Source organism: Streptomyces sp. NPDC015661, assembly GCF_043077765.1.
In the GTDB taxonomy this organism is placed as follows: Bacteria; Actinomycetota; Actinomycetes; order Streptomycetales; family Streptomycetaceae; genus Streptomyces.
This window is the reverse complement of record NZ_JBIBST010000016.1, coordinates 15,355-33,464: the sequence shown is the minus strand read 5'-3', so window position 1 is coordinate 33,464 and position 18,110 is coordinate 15,355. Positions and strand designations below refer to the sequence as shown.

Below are 18,110 nucleotides of genomic sequence, written 5' to 3'. Positions count from 1 at the left end.
GGGCGGGGCGCTTCGTCGTTCGGGGGCTCGTGCGTGAGCGGACGGGCCGGGCGGGAGGCGGATCACGGGCACCTCCGGCTTCTTCGTTGTGCCGTACGGGAATTCGGGTGCGTCGGGCGTCGGGACGGCATGCTTTCCGGAGAACCTTCCGTGCGGATTCGCCGTCCTGTCTCTCGGAACTCCGTTCGTCCGAACGGCTCTGTACTGGGGGCGGCGCCGGGGAACGTGGGGAAACGTGGACGCGGAGTGTGGAGGTGGGGTCGGTGGCGGCGAGAGGTTCCGGTGATCCGGCGGGGGAGGCCACGGAGCTGGCCCGGTGGGCGCTGCTCGCGACGGGTGGTGCGGCCGTCGCCCTGCTGACCGCGCTCGGCAGCGGGATGCTGATCCTGTTGAGCGGGATCCTCGGGTTCGCCGCGACCGCGGCGGGTGTCTGGTGGTTCCTCGCGCACCGGGGGCCGGTCCGGGTGTTCGGCGGGCTGCTCGCGGTGGCCGCGCCCCTCGTCACGCTGGGTCTGTACGTCGCCGGGGGCGTCTGGGTGAACGCCCTCGTGGCCCTGGGGCTCTGGGCCGTCGCGCTGTCCTGCGCGCGGGCCGCGCTGCGCCGCCCGGAGGAGGAGCGGGCCGCGCTGATGCGGGGCGCGTCGGTCCCCGCGCCCCGCCGGCCCGTGCTGATCATGAATCCGAAGTCCGGTGGCGGGAAGGTCGGCCGGTTCGGTCTCGTCGCGCGGGCGGAGGCGCTCGGCGCCCGGGTGATCCTGCTCGATCCGTCCGCTCCGGCCGATGTCGCCGGGCTCGCCCGGAAGGCCGTCGCCGAGGGCGCCGATCTCCTCGGGGTGGCGGGCGGCGACGGCACGCAGGCCCTGGTGGCCGAGGTCGCCGCCGAGCACGACCTGCCGTTCCTGGTCGTCTCGGCCGGCACCCGCAACCACTTCGCGATGGACCTGGGCCTCGACCGCACCGACCCGTCCCGCTGTCTCGACGCGCTGCGCGACGGCGAGGAGCTCCGGATCGACCTCGGCGACGTCGCCGGCCGGCCCTTCGTCAACACGGTCTCCTTCGGGGTGTACGCGGACGTGGTCCAGCGCCCCGAGTACCGCGACGACAAGGCCGGCACCGCGATCGACGTCCTGCCCGATCTGCTCCAGGGAGGTGAGGGCGACCGTCTCGACGCGATCGCCGACTCCACCTCGCTCACCGGGCAGCAGGCGCTCCTCGTCAGCAACAACCCGTACGCGACACCCGATCCGTTCGGTGCGGTCGCCGCCCGCAGGACGCGTCTCGACAGCGGCGCGCTCGGGGTGATCGGCATCCGCGTGGACGGCGCGGCGCAGGCCGCCGAGCTGGCCGTCCTGGGCACCCAGGCGACCGGCCTGAACGTCCTGACGGCCCGTAGGGTGGAGGTCGGGGGCGGTCCCGGTGCGGGCGCCGTCATCTCCGTCGCCGTGGACGGCGAGGCCCTGACCCTGCCGACGCCCGTCGTCTGCACCCTGCGTCCGCTCGCCCTGCGGGTCCTCGTGCCCCGCGACCGGCCGGGCTCGCCGGTGCCCCCGCCGCCCCTGGACTGGCGGCGGCTCACCCGGCTGGCCTTCCCCGAGCAGCCCGTCCCCGGCAGCGGCCCGTGGGACACCCGTACCCCTTGAACCCGAGTACCCCTGACTAGGAGCGGCGCATGACCGACGACACGAAGACCGGGACCTTCCGGGCGGTCCTGCACGACGTCCGGGCCGTCGACGGGGCCGTGTACGCGGCGGTGGCCGCGACCCCGACGCCCACGCTCGACACGGCGTTCCGCCGGCTCTCCGCGGCGGCCGACCACTCCAAGATCTCGTTCACGATCGCGGCGGCGCTCGCGCTCGTGCCGGGCCGGCCGCGGCGGGCCGCGCTCGCCGGTGCCGGGGCGATCGCGGTGGCCTCGGCCTCGGCGAACCTGCTGGGCAAGCGTCTCGTCCACCGGGCGAGGCCGGACCGGGAGGCGGCCCGGGTCGTGGTGGGCCGTCATGTCCCCATGCCGGCCTCGGCGTCGTTCCCGTCCGGGCACACCGCGTCGGCGGTCGCCTTCGCCACCGCCGTGGGCTCGGTGCTTCCGCCGGCCGCGGTGCCCCTCGCCGTCCTGGCCTGGACCGTGGGCTACTCCCGGGTCCACACCGGGGTCCACTACCCGGGCGACGTCGCCGCGGGCGCCCTCCTCGGTGTCGCGAGTGCCGGTGTCTCGCTGGCGGCGGGGAGCTGGTGGGCCGCCCGGGCGAAGTGACCGGGGGTCAGTCGGCGACGGTGAGGGACGGGAGCCGCCAGGTGCCGTCGAGGACCGAGGGCTCGGGGCCGTAGAGCCGGACGACGAGGCTGAAGGGGCCGTCGGGGGCGGGCAGCCAGTTCGCCGCCTGCTTCGGGTCGGCCGGGCGGTCCTTCCGTACGTGGAGGGTGAGGCCGCCGTCGTCGTCGTAGACGAGCCCCGGGGTGCGGTCGCCGATCGAGTACCGGTCGATCTCGTTGGCGACGAGCAGCCGTTCGGGCAGGCGGTAGAGGGTGACGGACCAGAAGAAGCGGGCCGGGGGGAGCTGTCCGGGCGGGAAGTGGACGACGTGGTCGTGGTCGTGCCCGTTCGGGGGGTGCTCGCCGTGGTCGTCGGCCGACCAGCCGCCGTACCAGGCCTCGGCCGCCGGGAGGCCGTAGAGCCCGACGTCGGCGGCGACCGCCCGGCCGATGTAGTCGTCGCCGAGTTCCGCGCGGGTGCCGAAGAGGTCCGTGGAGACGGTGGCGGCCGCCACGGCCTTCTCCAGGCGGGCCCGGCCGTCGGCGACGCCCTGTTCGACGGCCGCCCGGAGCTCCGGGGAGAGCGCGGCCGGTTCGAACTCGCCCGTGCCGGACACCCCGAGGGCCGCGAGACGGTCGCGCACCCCGCGCTCCGCCTCCAGGACGGGGAAGAACCGGAGCAGGAAGTCGAGGAGCGTGAAGAACTCGATCGTCCCGAGGTCCTCCTCGCGCCAGACGGGCCACACCGGTTCGTCGGCGGGGTGCGGGGCGGCCGTGTCCGTGTACGTGGAGAGGGGGCGGAGCGCGTACCGCTCCTGGACCGCGCGCAGGGCGGGGACGTCCTCCGGGCCGGCCAGGTAGGTCCGGCCGACGATCCCGACGAGGAAGGTGTCGGCGCGCAGGACGCTCGCGATGCCCTCGGGGACCGGGCCGTTCCAGCCGGGGCCGGCGATCAGGTGGTCGCCCGGAGCCGGGCCGGTGGTCCGGGCGCCGACGTAGCCGACGTACGCGGTGTCGAGGTCGTGCGGCGGGAGCACGTAGTACCGGTCGAGGGCCGGGACCGAGATCACGTACGGCTCGGCGCGCAGGTCCAGCCAGGCCCAGGAGTACGGGGTGTCGTTGTTCGGGGTGACGACGTCGGTGTTCTCCGGGGTGAACGGCTCCGAGTAGTGCCGGAAACGGCCGAAGCCGCCCGTGTACCGGGGATCGTCGGAGTCGATCGCCTGCGCGTACATCGTGCGGTAGTTGTCCAGGATCGGGTAGCCCCAGATCCAGGCGTCGGCCGCCGTCCGGCGGGCCTCCTCGGGAGTGATCGGCACGGGGGACCGCCTTCGCGCACGAGAGGGAACCAACCCGTACAAACTCGCACGAACGGTTCCCTCCCGCATGCCGGCCGGGGTCAGTACTCCGCGCGGGCCAGGTCCTCCTCCGTGAGGCCGAGCGTGGCCATCCGCTCCGGGTCCGCCAGGATGTGCAGCTCGACGATCCGGTCCTCGACGATCGTGAAGGTCATGATCGAGCCCGGGCGGCCCTTGACGACCGACACCACCGCGGGCTGGCCGTTGGCCACGACCCGCAGCGCGCCCGTACGGAACTTCGCGTACGTGAGCGCCTGCGCGATGACCGCCTCGGCGCCCCGGACGACCTTGGAGACGGCCGCGAGGGTCATGCCGCCGTCCGCGCGCAGCACCACGTCCGGGTCGAGGACGGCGAGCAGCCCCTCGAAGTCGCCGCCGTGCGCCGCGGCGAGGAAGGCGTCGGCGATCTCCCGCTGGCGGCGCGCGTCCGGACCGGGGGCCGGGGTGGCGTCCTGCACCCGGCGGCGGGCGCGGCTGGCGAGCTGGCGGGTGGCGGCCGGGGTGCGGTCGACGATCTTCGCGATGTCGTCGAAGGAGACGGCGAACATGTCGTGCAGCACGAACGCGAGCCGTTCGGCCGGCCCCAGGGTGTCGAGGACGACGAGGAGCGCGAGCCCGACGGACTCGGTGAGCTCGGCCGCGTGCTCCGGGTCGGTGGTGTCGGCGACCCGGACCACCGGATCGGGGACGTAGTACTCGAGCGGGTCCTCGCGGCGCGAGCCGCGCGAGCGCAGCATGTCGAGGCAGACGCGGCCGACGACCGTCGTCAGCCAGCCGCTGAGGTTCTCCACGCCGCTGACGTCGCTGCGGCTGAGCTTGAACCAGGCCTCCTGGACGGCGTCCTCGGCCTCGCTGAGCGAGCCCAGCATGCGGTAGGCCACCGCCCGCAGATGGCCGCGGTCGGCGTCGAAGCGCCGGGCCAGGGCTTCCTTGTCGAGCGTCTGGTCCTGGGTCTCGTGGTCCACTCGTCGATCTCCCCGTTCGCGTCCCGTCATGCCGTCATGACGGATCAGAATCCGCAGATGTGACACCGGAGGCGAGCACGACGGGTCCCGGTACGTGAGATCCCCGCCGTCTCGTGGCGAACGCCCGGGATTCCCCGGCCGAAGCCCCCGACCACCGTGAATCCCCACTTCAGCACGGTGATCTTCGTCCGTAGATTGATCACCATGACGACGACAACGACGCAGGTCAACCCCGTACTCCGCACCCCGCCGGCCTCTCCCGCCGCCGCGGCCGCCTACTTCTCGGCCAGCCTCGCCTTCCACGCCGACGTCTCCGACGTGGCCTCCGCGCTCGCCACCGCCGCCGCCGAGGGCACCGACCCGGGCTTCGTCGTGATCGACTCCCGCTCCACCGCCTCCTGGGACCAGGGGCACGTCCCCGGCGCGATCCACCTGCCGACCGCGCTCATCCCCGAGCAGGCCGAGCAGCTGCTCGACCGGTCCGTGCCGGTCGTCACCTACTGCTGGGGCCCCGGCTGCAACGGCGCCACGCGCGCCGCTCTCGCCCTCGCCGAGCTGGGCTTCCAGGTGAAGGAGATGCTCGGCGGCTTCGAGTACTGGGTGCGCGAGGGCTTCGCGTACGAGACCTGGGAGGGGCCCGCGGAGAAGGCCGCCGACCCGCTGACGGCGCCGGTCGACTCCGACGACTGCGGCTGCTGACGCCGAGCCGACGGAAAACCGATTTCGTGATCGCCCCGGTCATGCCGTAGAGTCATGTTCACCGACGCGGGGTGGAGCAGCTCGGTAGCTCGCTGGGCTCATAACCCAGAGGTCGCAGGTTCAAATCCTGTCCCCGCTACTCAGTAGCAACGAAGGCCCGGATCCATTCACTGGATCCGGGCCTTCGTCGTTCCCCGACGCTCTTCGCTTGACCTTGACGCAACGTCAAGATTTAGCGTTCTCGGCATGGAGTGGTCGATCCAGGAGATCGCCAAGAAGGCCGGCACCACCAGCCGCACCCTCCGCCACTACGGCGAGCGCGGACTGCTGGAACCGAGCCGGATCGGCGTGAACGGTTACCGGTACTACGACCAGGCGGCGCTCGTGCGGCTGCAGCGGATCCTGCTGCTGCGCGAGCTGGGGCTCTCGCTGCCCGCCATCGCCGAGGTCCTCGCCGGGCAGCGGGACACGTCCGCCGCCCTGCGCACCCATCTCGCCCTCCTGGAGCAGGAGCGCGAGCGCATCGGACGCCAGATCGCGTCGGTGCGGACCACTCTCCACAAGACCGAGAAGGGAGAAGAGCTCATGGCCGAGGAAGTGTTCGACGGTTTCGACCACACGGTGTACGAGGAGGAGGTCACCGAGCGCTGGGGCCGCGACGCCTACGAGAAGGGCGACCGCTGGTGGCGCTCGCTCGGCGACGCCCAGAAGAAGGCGTTCATGGACGAGCAGGCCGGCATCGCCCGCGACTTCGGGCGGGCGGCACGGGACGGCCTCGCCGCCGACAGCGAGGAGGTGCAGGCCATCACGCGGCGCCAGATCGCCTGGCTGTCGACGACCACGACGCCGAGCAGGGAGTACGTGATCGGACTCGGGCAGATGTACGTCGACGACCCGCGGTTCACCGCGAACTACGACAAGCACGGCGAGGGCACCGCGGTCCTCGTCCGCGACGCGATGAAGGTCTACGCCGAGCGGAACCTCTGATCGGACCTGTCTGAAGTAAACGGTGGCCAAAAGCGTGCCCGCCTCTTTGCAGGCGCGCCACACCCCACCGTAGTCTCACGCGCACCATGAGTGACCAGCGTGTGAGCGAAGTGAGCCGGCGGGCGCCCGCCGTGCTCGTCCTGCTCGCACTCCTCACCCTCCTCGCGAGCGTCTGCCACGGCCCCCACGGGCACGCACTGCCGAACGCCGGCACCGCGACCCTCTCCGCCCCCGCGCTCCCGCACGGCTGCGAGAGCTCCGGGGACGCCTGGACCTTCGACGCGCACCTCCCCGCCCAGGCCGCCGCCGCCCCGCTCGCCGCGCCCGACGCCGGAGGAGCCACCGTCCTGCCGTACGCGGCGGACCTCCGCGACGACCCCCGCGCGCGCTGCGTCCGCGACCGGGCGGGCCCGGGACCCGAGCCGGGCCGACTGCTCATCGCCCTCGGGGTGGACCGGAACTGAGCCGGGTCCCGCACTCGCGTGACCAGGTTCCCTTTCGCGTACCCACCCCAAGGACGTACTCCCATGACCGCACCACTGATGCTTCCCGTGCTTCCCCTCGACGGGAAGACCGTCGGCAACACCCCCGTCCTGTGGACGGACGACGGCTACTGGGCCAAGCTCGAAGGCTTCAACTTCGGCGGCATCAAGGACCGCGCCGCCCTCTACATGGTCGAGCAGGCCCGCCGCCGCGGGGAGCTGCGGCCCGGCGCCCCGATCGTCGAGTCCACCTCCGGCACGCTCGGTCTCGGCCTCGCCCTCGCGGGCGTGCTCCACGGCCACCCCGTGCACGTCGTCACCGACCCCGGTCTCGAACCGATCGTCGAGCGGATGCTCGTCGCCCACGGCGCCCGGGTCCACGTCGTCCCCGAGCCCAGCCCGCGGGGCGGCTGGCAGCAGGCCCGGATGGACCGGGTCGCCGAACTGCTCCTGAGCCTCGACGGGGCCTGGTGGCCGAACCAGTACGGGAACCCCGACAACTGCGACGCGTACGCCGGGCTGGCCGCCGAACTGTCCGCGCAGCTCGACCGGATCGACGTCCTCGTCTGCGCGGTCGGCACCGGCGGCCACTCCGCCGGGATCTCCCGGGCGCTGCGCGCCACCAGCAGCCCGGCCCTGGAGCTGGTCGGCGTGGACTCCGTGAACTCCACCGTCTTCGGCCTGCCCGCCGGCGAACGGCTGATGCGCGGCCTCGGCTCCTCCATCCACCCGGGGAACGTGGACCACGGGGCCTTCGACGAGGTCCACTGGGTGGGCCCCGCGGAGGCGGTCCGGACGGCCCGCCGACTGGCCTCGCGGCACTTCGCGACCGGCGGCTGGAGCGTCGGCGCGGTCGCGCTCGTCGCCGGCTGGCTGGCCCGCACCCGGCCGCGCGGGACCCGCATCGCGGCCGTCTTCCCCGACGGGCCGCAGCGGTACTTCGACACCGTCTTCAACGACGAGTTCTGCGCGGCGCACGGGCTGCTCGACGGGCCCGTACCGGAGGAGCCCGCCGCGTACGTCTCCGACACGTCCGTCAGCGGCTGGACCCGGCGGGTCCTGGAGCGCGCCAAGTGACCCTCGCGACCGCGCCCTCCAAGGGGGGCATCTGGAAGCAGAGCCGCACCTTCGATCCGGCCGTCCGGCTGCTCTTCCTCAACCAGCTCACCATCAACCTCGGCTTCTACATGCTCATGCCGTACCTGGCCGCGCACCTGGCGGACGGGCTCGGCATGGCCGCCTGGGCCGTCGGGCTCGTCCTCGGCGCCCGGAACCTCTCCCAGCAGGGCATGTTCCTGGTCGGCGGGGCGCTCGCCGACCGGCTCGGCTTCAAGCCGCTCATCGTGGCCGGCTGCGCGCTGCGGACGGTCGGCTTCGGGGCGCTCGCCTTCGCGCAATCGCTGCCGATGCTGATCGCCGCCTCGCTCGCGACGGGCCTCGCGGGGGCGCTCTTCAACCCCGCCGTGCGGGCCTGTCTCGCGGCGGAGGCGGGGGAGGAGCGCCGGGTGGAGGCCTTCGCCCTGTTCAACACCTACTACCAGGCGGGCATCCTGCTCGGGCCGCTCGTCGGGGTGGCCCTGACGGGGGTGTCGTTCCGGCTGACGTGCGTGGTCGCGGCCGTGCTGTTCGCCGGCCTGACCCTCGTACAGCTCCGGCATCTGCCCGTACGGATCTCCGAAGCGCCGCGGGAGCAGCGGGGGCAGTTCCGTACGGTTCTCGCCCACCGGACCTTCTGGCTGTTCTCGCTCGCCATGACCGGCTCGTACGTGCTGTCCTTCCAGGTCTATCTGGCGCTGCCCCTCGCGGCGGGCGGCACGGGCGCGACGACCGCGCTGTTCGCCGTCTCGGCGCTCGTCGCGCTCGCCGGGCAGCTGCGGATCACGGCCTGGTGCCGGCGCCGCCTCAGCCGGGAGCGGTGTCTCGTCCTCGGGCTCGCCCTGATGGGCGGGGCGTTCCTGGTCCCGGCCGTCCTGGGGCGCGGCCTGGTGGGGCTGCTGCTGTGCGCGGCGGTCCTGGCCGTCGCGAACGCGGTGCTCTACCCGTACGAGATGGACACCGTGGTCGCGCTGTCCCGGGGCCGCTGGGTGGCCACCCATTACGGGCTCTACAACACCGTGTGCGGGGTCGGGATCACCCTCGGGAACCTGGGGACGGGCGCACTCCTCGACGTCACCGGCTGGTCGGCGCTGCCGTGGCTGGTGCTGTGCGCGGTGGGCCTGGTGTGCGCGGCGGCGATGGCGCTGCTCGGCCGGAGTGGGCGGCTGGACGCCGACTGAGGCCGTCGGGGGTGGGGCGGCCGGCCGCCCCCGTACGCCACTCGGCCCCGTGGGAGTCGCCGCCCCGTCCGGCGGCGGCCACCCTGGGAGGGCGCGGTGCGGACCGCGGCCGGTCGGACCGGGCAGGAGAGCACAGGTGGGGCACCCCCTAGGAGCGGCGGGCGGAGGGCGGCGGGGCGGTGAGAGCGGCCGCCCCGCGTACGGCGGCGCCCGGCGGTTCATCCGCGCGCTGCCCCCGCTGGTCATCCTGGGCGGTGTCGTCTTCGACCTGGCGACACCGCCCGAGTACACGGCGGCGCCGCTCTTCTCCGCCGCCCCGCTGATCGCCGCACCCTTCTTCTCCCTGCTGACCACCCTGCTCACCGGGATCGCCGCCGTCCTCGCCTCGATCGGGCTGCACGTCTACAACGGCACCGTCGACGAGATCCCCGCCCTCACCGAGACCCTGACCGTCGTCACCGTCTCCGCGCTCGCGCTCCTCATCAACCGGGTCGTGCGCCGCAGCGGCGAGCGGCTCGCCTCGGCGCGGGTCATCGCGGAGACCGCGCAGAAGGCGGTGCTGCCGATGCCCGCCGAGCGGATCGGCGGGCTGCAGTGCGCGGCGCGGTACGAGGCGGCGCAGGCCGACGCGTTCATCGGCGGGGACCTCTTCGCCGTCCAGGACACCCCGCACGGGGTGCGGCTCGTGGTCGGGGACGTCCGGGGCAAGGGGATGGACGCCGTGGAGGCCGTCGCCGTCGTCATCGGGGCCTTCCGGGAGGCGGCGGAGCAGGAGCGGACCCTGGAGGGCGTGGCGCAGCGGCTCGAACGGGCGCTGGCCCGGGAGGGCACCCGCCGGGACGGGCTCGACGCCTTCGAGGGGTTCACCACGGCGGTGCTCGCCGAGATCCCGCGCTCCGACGGAGCCGGGACCTTCGACGGCTTCGTCCGGGTCGTCAACCGCGGGCACCCGCCTCCGCTGATGCTGCACGCGGACGGGCGGCTGGAGTCCCTGGAGCCGGGCGAGGCGGCGCTGCCGCTCGGGATGGGCGACCTGGCGCCGTGGCCGGACCGGGCCGAGGGACGGCCGTTCCCGCCGGGCGCGACGCTGCTCTTCTACACGGACGGCCTCTCGGAGGCGCGGAACGCGCAGGGCGTCTTCTACGATCCGGCCGCGCGGCTGGCCGGGCGGATCTTCCCGGGGCCCGAGGAGCTGCTCGACGCGCTCGTGGACGACGTACGGCTGCACACGGGCGGCGGGGCGACCGACGACATGGCGCTGCTCGCGGTGAGCCGCCCGGCGACGGGGCAGCCCGAGCGGCGCCGGACGATGCCGGTGGTGCCGCCGGACGGGTCCGGTCACCAGGCGTAGTCGAAGGGTGTCACTGCGATAACAATTGACATAACGTCAGATCGCGAGTGTTTGACGGGCTCGCTCTGAAGGGGGGTCAAGTCGGGCCATTACCTCTCAATTCAACGAATGATCAAGGGCAACGGCTTGGAATCGGGACCCCCTGTCTATTAACGTTCGATAACGCAGCGCGGTCGTCCCAGCCGTCGCAAGAGGCGGCACCGTGCGCACGCGCCGAATCCTGAAAAGGAACCGGGGAACCACCACTTGGGGTGAATCGGGCCCCTTCGCACTCGTGCGAGCGTGCCCGTAGGAGACCTTCCCGCTCCGAACCCGTCAGCTAACCCGGTAGGCGAGACGGAAGGAAAGGAGCGCGCCCCCGTGGCGTCCAACACCCCCGCACCCGAAGCCCCCTTCGATGCCTTCGGTGGTGGTGCGGGTCCCGCCGCCCCGGGCACCGAGTGGAACCCCACCGAGGGCTCCCTGCGCGCCGAGAGCCGCTCCGGCGGCCGGCACCGGGTCGTCAAGCAGCGCTCCAACTTCGCCCGCTCCTCCACCGTCCTCGGCGTCGGCGTGATCGCCGCCGTCGGCGCGGGCGGCCTCGCCACCGCGCAGGAGAAGCCCCCGGTGGCGATATCGCTGCCGGACCTCCCCGACCTTGACCTGCCGGACGCCCACGACCTCCCCGGCGTCGGCGACCTCCTCCCCGAGGAGAGCGCGCCCGTCAGCGCGGACCGCGCCAACCCGAACCCGCTCACCTCCGCCACGTACACCACCGCGGCCGACGAGGGCACCGAGCAGGCCGCCGCCCCCGCCGCGGGCGAGGCCCTGCGGGCCCGCATCCTCCAGCAGGCCGAGCAGCAGCAGGCCTCCGCCGACGCCGCCGAGCTCGCCGCCGCGGAGAAGGCGGCCGCCGAGAAGGCCGCCGCGGAGGCCGCGGCCAAGGAAGCGGCCGCGGAGAAGGCGGCCGCCGACGCGAAGGCGAAGGCCGAGGCGGAAGCCAAGGCGAAGGCCGAGGCGGAGGCCAGGGCGAAGGCGGAAGCGGCGGCCGAGGCCGAGCGCCTCGCCCAGCTCGCCGCCAGCTACTCGCTGCCCGTCTCCTCGTACACCCTCACCGCCACCTACATGCAGGCCGGCTCGATGTGGTCCTCCGGCTACCACACCGGCCTCGACTTCGCCGCCCCCACGGGCACCCCGCTCAAGGCGGTCCACGGCGCCACCGTCAAGTCGGCCGGCTGGTCCGGCTCCTACGGCTACCGGATCGTCCTGGAGCTGGAGGACGGCACCGAGGTCTGGTACTGCCACCTCTCGTCCATGCTGGTCAGCGCCGGCCAGACCGTGAGCACCGGCGAGACCATCGGCCGCGTCGGCGCCACCGGCAACGTCACCGGCGCCCACCTCCACATGGAGGTCCACACCGCCGGCGGCGACGGCATCGACCCGGCGGCCTGGCTCCGCTCCAAGGGCCTCAGCCTCTGAGGCACCCGCACGGAATAGGCCCAGCGGCGGGCGTGGTTGATCCACGCATGACTTCTCTCCGCACGCTGGGCGACTCCGACCTGCACGTCTTCCCCGTGGCCCTGGGCGGCAACGTCTTCGGCTGGACCGCCGACGAGGCCGAGTCCTTCGCCGTCCTCGACGCCTACGCCGCCGCGGGCGGCAACTTCGTCGACTCCGCCGACGTCTACTCCGCGTGGGCCGAGGGCAACGAGGGCGGCGAGTCCGAGACCGTCATCGGCCGCTGGCTCGCCTCCCGGGGCAACCGCTCCGACATCGTCGTCGCCACCAAGGTCGGCGCCCACCCCCGCTTCAAGGGCCTCTCCGCCCCCACCATCAAGGCGGGCGCGGAGGAGTCCCTGCGCCGCCTCGGCACCGACCACATCGACATGTACTACACGCACTTCGACGACGAGTCCGTCCCGGTCGAGGAGATCGTCACCGCCCTCGACCAGCTGGTGAAGGACGGCAAGGTGCGGGCCGTCGCCGCCTCCAACATCTCCCCGGAGCGGCTGCGCGCCTCCCTCGACTTCGCCGAGGCCGAGGGCCTCACCCGCTACGTCGCCCTCCAGCCGCACTACAACCTGGTCTCCCGCGACACCTACGAGGGCCCGCTCCTGGAGACCGTCGAGCAGGCCGGGCTCGCGGCCGTCCCGTACTACGGGCTCGCGGCCGGCTTCCTCACCGGCAAGTACCGCCCCGGTGCCGACATCGACAGCGTCCGTGCCGCGGGCGCCGCCAAGCACCTGGACACCGAGCGCGGCCGGGCCGTCCTCTCCGCCCTCGACACCGTCGCCGAGGCGCACGAGGCGGAGCTCGCCACCGTCGCCCTCGCCTGGCTCGCCGCCCGGCCGACCGTCGCCGCGCCGATCGCCTCGGCCCGCACGGTCGAACAGCTCCCGGCCCTCGTCGCGGCGGCCGACCTGAAGCTGACGGAGGCCGAGCTGAAGCTGCTGACCGAGGCCTCGGAGGCCTAGAACCCATCCGGCCCTGACCCGCCGGACAGCCCCTAACTCCGGTACGGGTTGTAGCCGTCGTAGTCCAGGTACTGCGGCGGCGCCCAGGCCCGGCCCGTCGCCCGCGCCGCGTACGTGAGGGCCGGGGAGGCGACCGCGCGGCGCTGCCAGAGGTGGTGCAGCAGCTCCTGCTCCCGGGCCGGGAAGTCGGGTCCCGCCGTGCCGCGCCGGGCCCGGTCCCGCAGGAACGCCAGGGTCGTCGCGAAGGACTCGTACTCGCCGACCGTCCGCGCGGCCGGCCCGCCGTACGTGCGGGCGGCGAACGAGCGGGCCATCTGCCGGGCGCGCATCGAGGACAGCGCGAGCGGCTCGGTGGGGGCGAGCCAGCCGGCCGCGGCGTACGCCGGGAGCTCCCCGGATATCGTGCGCAGCTCGCGCTGCCGGCTCCACACCGCCAGCCAGGTCAGCAGGCCGAAGGCCGGGACCATGAGCGCCCCGTACACCGCGTAGAAGGCCAGCGGGCCGCCGAAGGTGGCCGAGCCGTTCCAGGCGGCGTGCAGGCTCATGGCGAGCAGGAGCCCGGCGAGCGGCAGCAGCACCCGGCGCAGCCGCTTGCCGCGCGGCGCGAGGGCGGCGAAGCCGAAGCCTATGCCGGTGAGCACGGTGAAGAGGGGGTGCGCGAACGGCGACATCACCACCCGTACGAAGAAGGTCGCTGCGGTCACCGAACCGAGACCGGAGGAGCCGAACTCCTGGTCCTCGCCGAAGGCGTTGCCGAGATAGAGGATGTTCTCGGTGAAGGCGAAGCCGGTCGCGGTGAAACCGGCGACCACGACGCCGTCGACGAGACCGCCGAAGTCCTTCCTGCGGAAGAGGAACAGCAGCAGGATCGCGGCGGCCTTCGCGCTCTCCTCCACCACCGGAGCGATGACGGTGGCCCCGAGCGTGTCGGCGGAGTCCGGATCGGCCGTGGCGGTGGCGATCCAGCGGACCGCGAAGGAGTTCGCCAGGATCGCGACGAGGGCGGCGGCGAAGGCGCCCCAGGCGAACGCGAACAGCATGTTCTTCCAGGGGCTCGGCTCGACCCGGTCGAGCCAGCGGAACGCCGACATGAGCAGCGGTACGGGAAGCACGGCGAGGCCCAGGCCGACGAGGAAGCCCTGCGTGCCGGTCTGCTCGCGGACCAGCGCCAGGATGACGAGGGCGCAGAGCGCGAGCAGCGTCACGAGGGCGATCGCGCGGACCAGCCGGCTGCGCCAGAAGGACCGGCGCGGCCGGTAGCGCCACTGGGTTCGGTCGGCGGCGGCGGGGAAGGACGGCTCCTCGGTGTCCCGGTGCGGGACGGGAGCGGCCTCGGTTCCGGCGGGGGCGGGGTTCGACACGTGAGCGACCCTAACGACCCCCACCGACATGGGGCGAAGGAGTTACCTTCTCTGTCACTTCCTCCGGAAGAGCAGATCGTGGACGACGTGGCCCTTGTCGAGTCCCTGGCCCTCGAAGCGGGTGAGGGGACGGAAGTCGGGGCGGGGCGCGTAGCCGCCGTCGGCCTGGGTGTTCTCGTAGTCCGGATGCGCGGAGAGCACCTCCAGCATCTGGACGGCGTACTCCTCCCAGTCCGTGGCGCAGTGGAGCACGGCGCCGGGCTTCATCCGGGGCGCGAGGAGGCTGAGGAACTCGGGCTGGATGAGCCGGCGCTTGTGGTGGCGGGCCTTGGGCCAGGGGTCCGGGAAGTAGACCCGGCAGCCGTCGAGGGTCGCGTCGCCGAGCATCTCGCGGAGCAGGATGATCGCGTCGCCGTTGGCGACCCGGACGTTGGTGAGGCCGTTGCGGTCGGCGAGACCGAGGAGGTTGCCCTGGCCGGGGGTGTGCACGTCCACGGCGAGGATCCCGGTGCCGGGATCGGCGGCGGCCATCTGGGCGGTCGCCTCGCCCATGCCGAACCCGATCTCGAGAACGACCGGCAGTCCCTCGAACATCTCTTCGAGATCGAGGGCCCGCTTGCCGTCGATGTCGAGGCCCCAGTCGGGCCACCGCTTCAGCATGGCCTCGGCCTGCCCGTACGTGACACGGCTGCGGCGCGGCTGGAAGCTCCGGATCCGCCGCTCGTGATGGGCCCCGGCGGGATCGGGCATGGGCCCCTCGCCGGGGGCGAACATCCGACTGCCGCGACGCGCGACGGACGGTGCGGGGTCGGCGACGGGCTGCGGGGCGTTCTCAATCTGCTCAGACACAATGCGCCCAATTCTACGGCGGCCCCTCGCCCGACCGCGCGGCCCGCATCGCGCGGTCCGCATCGCGCGGTCCGCATCGGGCGGTCCGCATGGCGCGGTCCGCATCGGGCGGTCCGCATCGGGCGGTCCGCATCGCGCGGGGCTACAGCCGGGCCAGGGCCCGGGTCGCGACCTCGCGGCCGATCGGGAGGGACGCCGTCGCCGCGGGCGACGGGGCGTTCAGGACGTGGACCGTCCGCTCCGCCTCGCGGATCAGGAAGTCGTCGACCAGCGTCCCGTCCCGCAGCACCGCCTGCGCCCGCACCCCCGGCGCCGCCCGCCGCAGGTCGGACTCCTCGACGACCGGCAGCAGCCGCCGCACCGCCTCCGTGAACGCCCGCTTCGAGACCGACCGGTGCAGCTCGCCGGCGCCGTACCGCCAGTGCGCGCGGGCGATCGCCCAGGAGCCGGGCCACGCCAGCGTGGCGCCCAGCTCGCGCGGGCGGACGACCGACCAGCCGTACCCCTCCTTCGCCAGCGCCGGGACCGCGTTCGGCCCGATGTGGACACCGCCGTCGATGCCCCGGGTCAGGTGCACCCCGAGGAACGGGAACGCCGGGTCCGGCACCGGGTAGACCAGGCCCCGGACCAGCGAGGGATCCGCGAGCTCGTAGTACTCCCCGCGGAACGGGACTATCCGCATCCCGGGGTCGTCACCCGCGAGCCTGGCGATCCGGTCGCAGTGCAGCCCCGCGCAGTTCACCAGGACCTTCGCCCGCACCACCCGGCCGTCCGCCGTGCGCACGGCGACGCCCCAGGGACGGCGGTCGATGACGGTGACCTCCGCGCCGTACAGGATCCGCGCCCCGGAGGCCGAGGCGAGCCGCTCCGAGACCGCCCCGTAGTCGCAGATCCCGGTCGTGCCGACGTGGATCGCGGCGAGCCCCCGCACCCGCGGCTCGTACTCGCTGATCTGCGCCGGGCCGAGCTCGCGCACAGGGATGCCGTTCTCCCGGCCGCGCTGCACGAGCGCGTGCAGCCGGGGCAGCTCCTCGCGCGTGGTGGCGACGATGAGCTTCCCCGTCACCTCGTGCGGGATGTCCCACTCCGCGCAGAACTTGACCATCTCGGCCGCGCCCTCGACCGCGAACCGTGCCTTGAGCGACCCGGGACGGTAGTAGATCCCGCTGTGGATCACCCCGCTGTTGCGCCCGGTCTGGTGGCGCGCGAGGGCGTGCTCCTTCTCCAGGACCGTGACCCGGGTGCCCGGGGCGGCACGCGTCAGCGCGTACGCCGTCGACAGACCGACGATCCCGCCGCCGATCACCAGCACGTCACAGTCAAACACCAGCGCCACCTCCCACCCCCGATAGTGCACTGGCCCACTGACAATGCCGCTAAACGCCCGCACCGTGGGACGCGTGTCACTTCCGTGCGCCGCCGTGCGCCGGGTCGAGGTGTCACGGCGGGGCGACATCTCACGCCGGGGCCGCGTCTCACGCCGGGGCCGCGTCTCACGCCGCGGTGACGTCCCACGCCGGGGCCGCGTCCCACGCCGGGGCCGCGTCTCACGCCGGGGCGACGAGCAGCGGCCGGGCCCGTTCCCGCAGCTCCACGACGCGCGGCTCGTCCCCGTACGGTTCGAGCCGGTGCAGCAGGTCCCGCACGTACTCGGTGGTCCGCGCCGAGGAGATCCGCCCCGCCACCTCCACCGCGCGCGTGCCCGCCGCGCAGGCCGCGTCCAGGTTGCCCGACTCCAGCTCGGCCACCGCCGACACCACGAGCCGCAGCCCGTGCGAGCGGACGAACTCCTCCGTCGGCCGGGACAGCGCCTGCTCGGTGAAGCGCCGCACCTCGCCCGGCATCCGCAGGTCCCGGTAGCACTCGGCGGCGTCGGCGCAGAACCGGTCGTACGAGTAGAAGCCGAGCCACGTCGGGTCGGCGTCGCCCTCCCGGGACCGCTCCAGCCAGCCCTCGGCGGACTTGAGCGCGGCCGCCGCGGCCGGCCCGTCGCCGGCCTTGGCGTGCGCGCGTGCCTCGACGAGCCGGAAGAAGGACATGGTGCGGGCGGTGGCGAGCCCCCGGTTCCGTTCGAGGGCGGCCTGGGCGAGGTCGACGCCCTCGTCGGCGAAGCCCCGGTAGGTGGCCTGGAGGGACATGGAGGCGAGGACGTACCCGCCTAGGGGCACGTCCGCGGCGGCGCGGGCGAGCCGCAGGGCCTGGATGTAGTAGCGCTGGGCGGCCTCCTGCTGACCGGTGTCGAAGGCCATCCAGCCGGCGAGCCGGGTGAGCTCGGCCGTCGCACCGAACAGGTTCCGGCCGACCTCGTCCGAGTACGAGCCGAGCAGCAGCGGCGCCGCGTCCACTCGTAAGCACTCGGGCACCATCGACGAACGCCAGTCGCCGCCGCCGTACTTGGAGTCCCAGCGGCGCGCGTCCTCGGCGGCCTCGCGGAGCTTGGCGACGTCGCTGTGGCCCACGCGCGCGTGCTCCGAGGCCGCCGCGGTGCCCGTGCCCGCGCCGGGGCGCGGGGCCTCGCGCTCCACCGAGGGGTCGGCGGGGGTTATCAGCCAGCGGGACGCGGGCGTCGCGTACGCGCTGACGGCGAAGGACCCGGCGAGCGACTGCCAGATGCCGCCCCCGCCGGCCCGCCGTCCGGCGAGATCCAGCCGGTACAGGTCGGTGGCCGAGCGGACCGCCTCGCCCACGTCGCGCGGGAACGCGAGCCCCACCTCGGGCGCCGGGTCGGCGTCCGCGAGCCCGATCTCGTGCAGCGGCACGGGCCGGCCCAGCTTCTGCCCGATCGCGGCGGCGATCAGATGCGGGGCGGCGCCCTGCGGCACCATGCCCTTGGACACCCACCGGGCGACCGAGGTCTTGTCGTAACGAAGCGTCAGTCCCCGTTGCGCACCGAGGTCGTTGACGCGCCGGGCGAGCCCGGCGTTGCTGATTCCCGCGAGGGCGAGAACCGTGCCGAGCTTTTCGTTCGGCCCGCGTTGCTCCCTGGACATGACGCCACCCCTCGACAACCCAGACGGCCGCCACGACGCCGGGCATAGGCGTGCGGCATTCGTAAACACAGCGTAGTTCGCCGCATCCC

Annotated in this window: 16 protein-coding genes, 1 tRNA gene and 1 riboswitch; of the genes, 11 read left to right on the top strand and 6 right to left on the bottom strand. The window is 73.7% G+C overall.

Annotated elements, in window-relative coordinates:
- Nucleotides 1-263 precede the first annotated feature (263 nt).
- Together ACF07V_RS33650 and ACF07V_RS33645 are read left to right on the top strand one after the other, a co-directional pair.
- On the top strand, nt 264-1,640 hold the full coding sequence (locus ACF07V_RS33650; RefSeq protein ID WP_392159483.1) for a diacylglycerol kinase family protein: 1,377 nt from the start codon (nt 264-266) through the stop codon (nt 1,638-1,640).
- A gap of 29 nt (nt 1,641-1,669) precedes the next feature.
- On the top strand, nt 1,670-2,251 hold the full coding sequence (locus ACF07V_RS33645; protein ID WP_392159482.1) for a phosphatase PAP2 family protein: 582 nt from the start codon (nt 1,670-1,672) through the stop codon (nt 2,249-2,251).
- Nucleotides 2,252-2,258: 7 nt separating this feature from the next.
- Here ACF07V_RS33645 and ACF07V_RS33640 read toward each other — a convergent pair whose 3' ends face one another.
- Nucleotides 2,259-3,569 (bottom strand): DUF1254 domain-containing protein, encoded by a 1,311-nt coding sequence (locus ACF07V_RS33640; RefSeq protein WP_392159481.1) that lies wholly within the window; start codon nt 3,567-3,569, stop codon nt 2,259-2,261.
- 80 nt (nt 3,570-3,649) lie between these two features.
- Entirely contained in the window at nt 3,650-4,603 is a 954-nt protein-coding gene (locus ACF07V_RS33635) for a sigma-70 family RNA polymerase sigma factor (RefSeq protein WP_392159480.1), read from the bottom strand.
- A gap of 174 nt (nt 4,604-4,777) precedes the next feature.
- Here ACF07V_RS33635 and ACF07V_RS33630 point away from each other — a divergent pair, with 174 nt between their 5' ends.
- The 9 genes from ACF07V_RS33630 to ACF07V_RS33590 all read left to right on the top strand — a co-directional run bounded on the left by ACF07V_RS33630 (nt 4,778) and on the right by ACF07V_RS33590 (nt 12,821).
- Nucleotides 4,778-5,272: a rhodanese-like domain-containing protein gene (locus ACF07V_RS33630; RefSeq protein WP_351185415.1), complete on the top strand. Its 495-nt coding sequence runs from the start codon at nt 4,778-4,780 to the stop codon at nt 5,270-5,272.
- Nucleotides 5,273-5,337: 65 nt separating this feature from the next.
- Nucleotides 5,338-5,411 (top strand) — tRNA-Met (locus ACF07V_RS33625).
- Nucleotides 5,412-5,518: 107 nt separating this feature from the next.
- Entirely contained in the window at nt 5,519-6,259 is a 741-nt protein-coding gene (locus ACF07V_RS33620; protein ID WP_392159479.1) for a MerR family transcriptional regulator, read from the top strand.
- An 86-nt stretch (nt 6,260-6,345) separates the two neighbouring features.
- Nucleotides 6,346-6,723: a hypothetical protein gene (locus ACF07V_RS33615; protein ID WP_392159478.1), complete on the top strand. Its 378-nt coding sequence runs from the start codon at nt 6,346-6,348 to the stop codon at nt 6,721-6,723.
- A gap of 63 nt (nt 6,724-6,786) precedes the next feature.
- Complete coding sequence (locus tag ACF07V_RS33610; protein WP_392159477.1) at nt 6,787-7,818, top strand: PLP-dependent cysteine synthase family protein; 1,032 nt, start codon at nt 6,787-6,789, stop codon at nt 7,816-7,818.
- Complete coding sequence (locus ACF07V_RS33605; RefSeq protein ID WP_392159476.1) at nt 7,815-9,017, top strand: MFS transporter; 1,203 nt, start codon at nt 7,815-7,817, stop codon at nt 9,015-9,017. Before ACF07V_RS33610 ends, ACF07V_RS33605 begins: the two co-directional genes overlap by 4 nt.
- A 136-nt stretch (nt 9,018-9,153) precedes the next feature.
- A complete protein-coding gene (locus ACF07V_RS33600) occupies nt 9,154-10,368 on the top strand; it encodes a PP2C family protein-serine/threonine phosphatase (RefSeq protein WP_392159475.1) in 1,215 nt (404 codons plus the stop codon).
- A gap of 201 nt (nt 10,369-10,569) precedes the next feature.
- Nucleotides 10,570-10,717: riboswitch (cyclic di-AMP (ydaO/yuaA leader) on the top strand.
- Between the two features lie 11 nt (nt 10,718-10,728).
- Complete coding sequence (locus ACF07V_RS33595) at nt 10,729-11,826, top strand: M23 family metallopeptidase (RefSeq protein WP_392159474.1); 1,098 nt, start codon at nt 10,729-10,731, stop codon at nt 11,824-11,826.
- A gap of 47 nt (nt 11,827-11,873) precedes the next feature.
- Nucleotides 11,874-12,821, top strand: a complete 948-nt coding sequence (locus ACF07V_RS33590) for an aldo/keto reductase (RefSeq protein ID WP_392159473.1) — start codon at nt 11,874-11,876, stop codon at nt 12,819-12,821.
- 32 nt (nt 12,822-12,853) lie between these two features.
- Here the strand turns inward: ACF07V_RS33590 and ACF07V_RS33585 are convergent, their stop codons facing one another.
- The 4 genes from ACF07V_RS33585 to ACF07V_RS33570 all read right to left on the bottom strand — a co-directional run bounded on the left by ACF07V_RS33585 (nt 12,854) and on the right by ACF07V_RS33570 (nt 18,021).
- Entirely contained in the window at nt 12,854-14,212 is a 1,359-nt protein-coding gene (locus ACF07V_RS33585) for a PrsW family intramembrane metalloprotease (protein WP_392159472.1), read from the bottom strand.
- Between the two features lie 24 nt (nt 14,213-14,236).
- Nucleotides 14,237-14,956, bottom strand: a complete 720-nt coding sequence (gene trmB, locus ACF07V_RS33580; protein WP_392159606.1) for a tRNA (guanosine(46)-N7)-methyltransferase TrmB — start codon at nt 14,954-14,956, stop codon at nt 14,237-14,239.
- A 217-nt stretch (nt 14,957-15,173) separates the two neighbouring features.
- A complete protein-coding gene (gene lhgO, locus ACF07V_RS33575) occupies nt 15,174-16,358 on the bottom strand; it encodes an L-2-hydroxyglutarate oxidase (RefSeq protein ID WP_392159471.1) in 1,185 nt (394 codons plus the stop codon).
- Nucleotides 16,359-16,578: 220 nt separating this feature from the next.
- Nucleotides 16,579-18,021: an MFS transporter gene (locus ACF07V_RS33570; RefSeq protein ID WP_392159470.1), complete on the bottom strand. Its 1,443-nt coding sequence runs from the start codon at nt 18,019-18,021 to the stop codon at nt 16,579-16,581.
- Between the last annotated feature and the right edge of the window lie 89 nt (nt 18,022-18,110).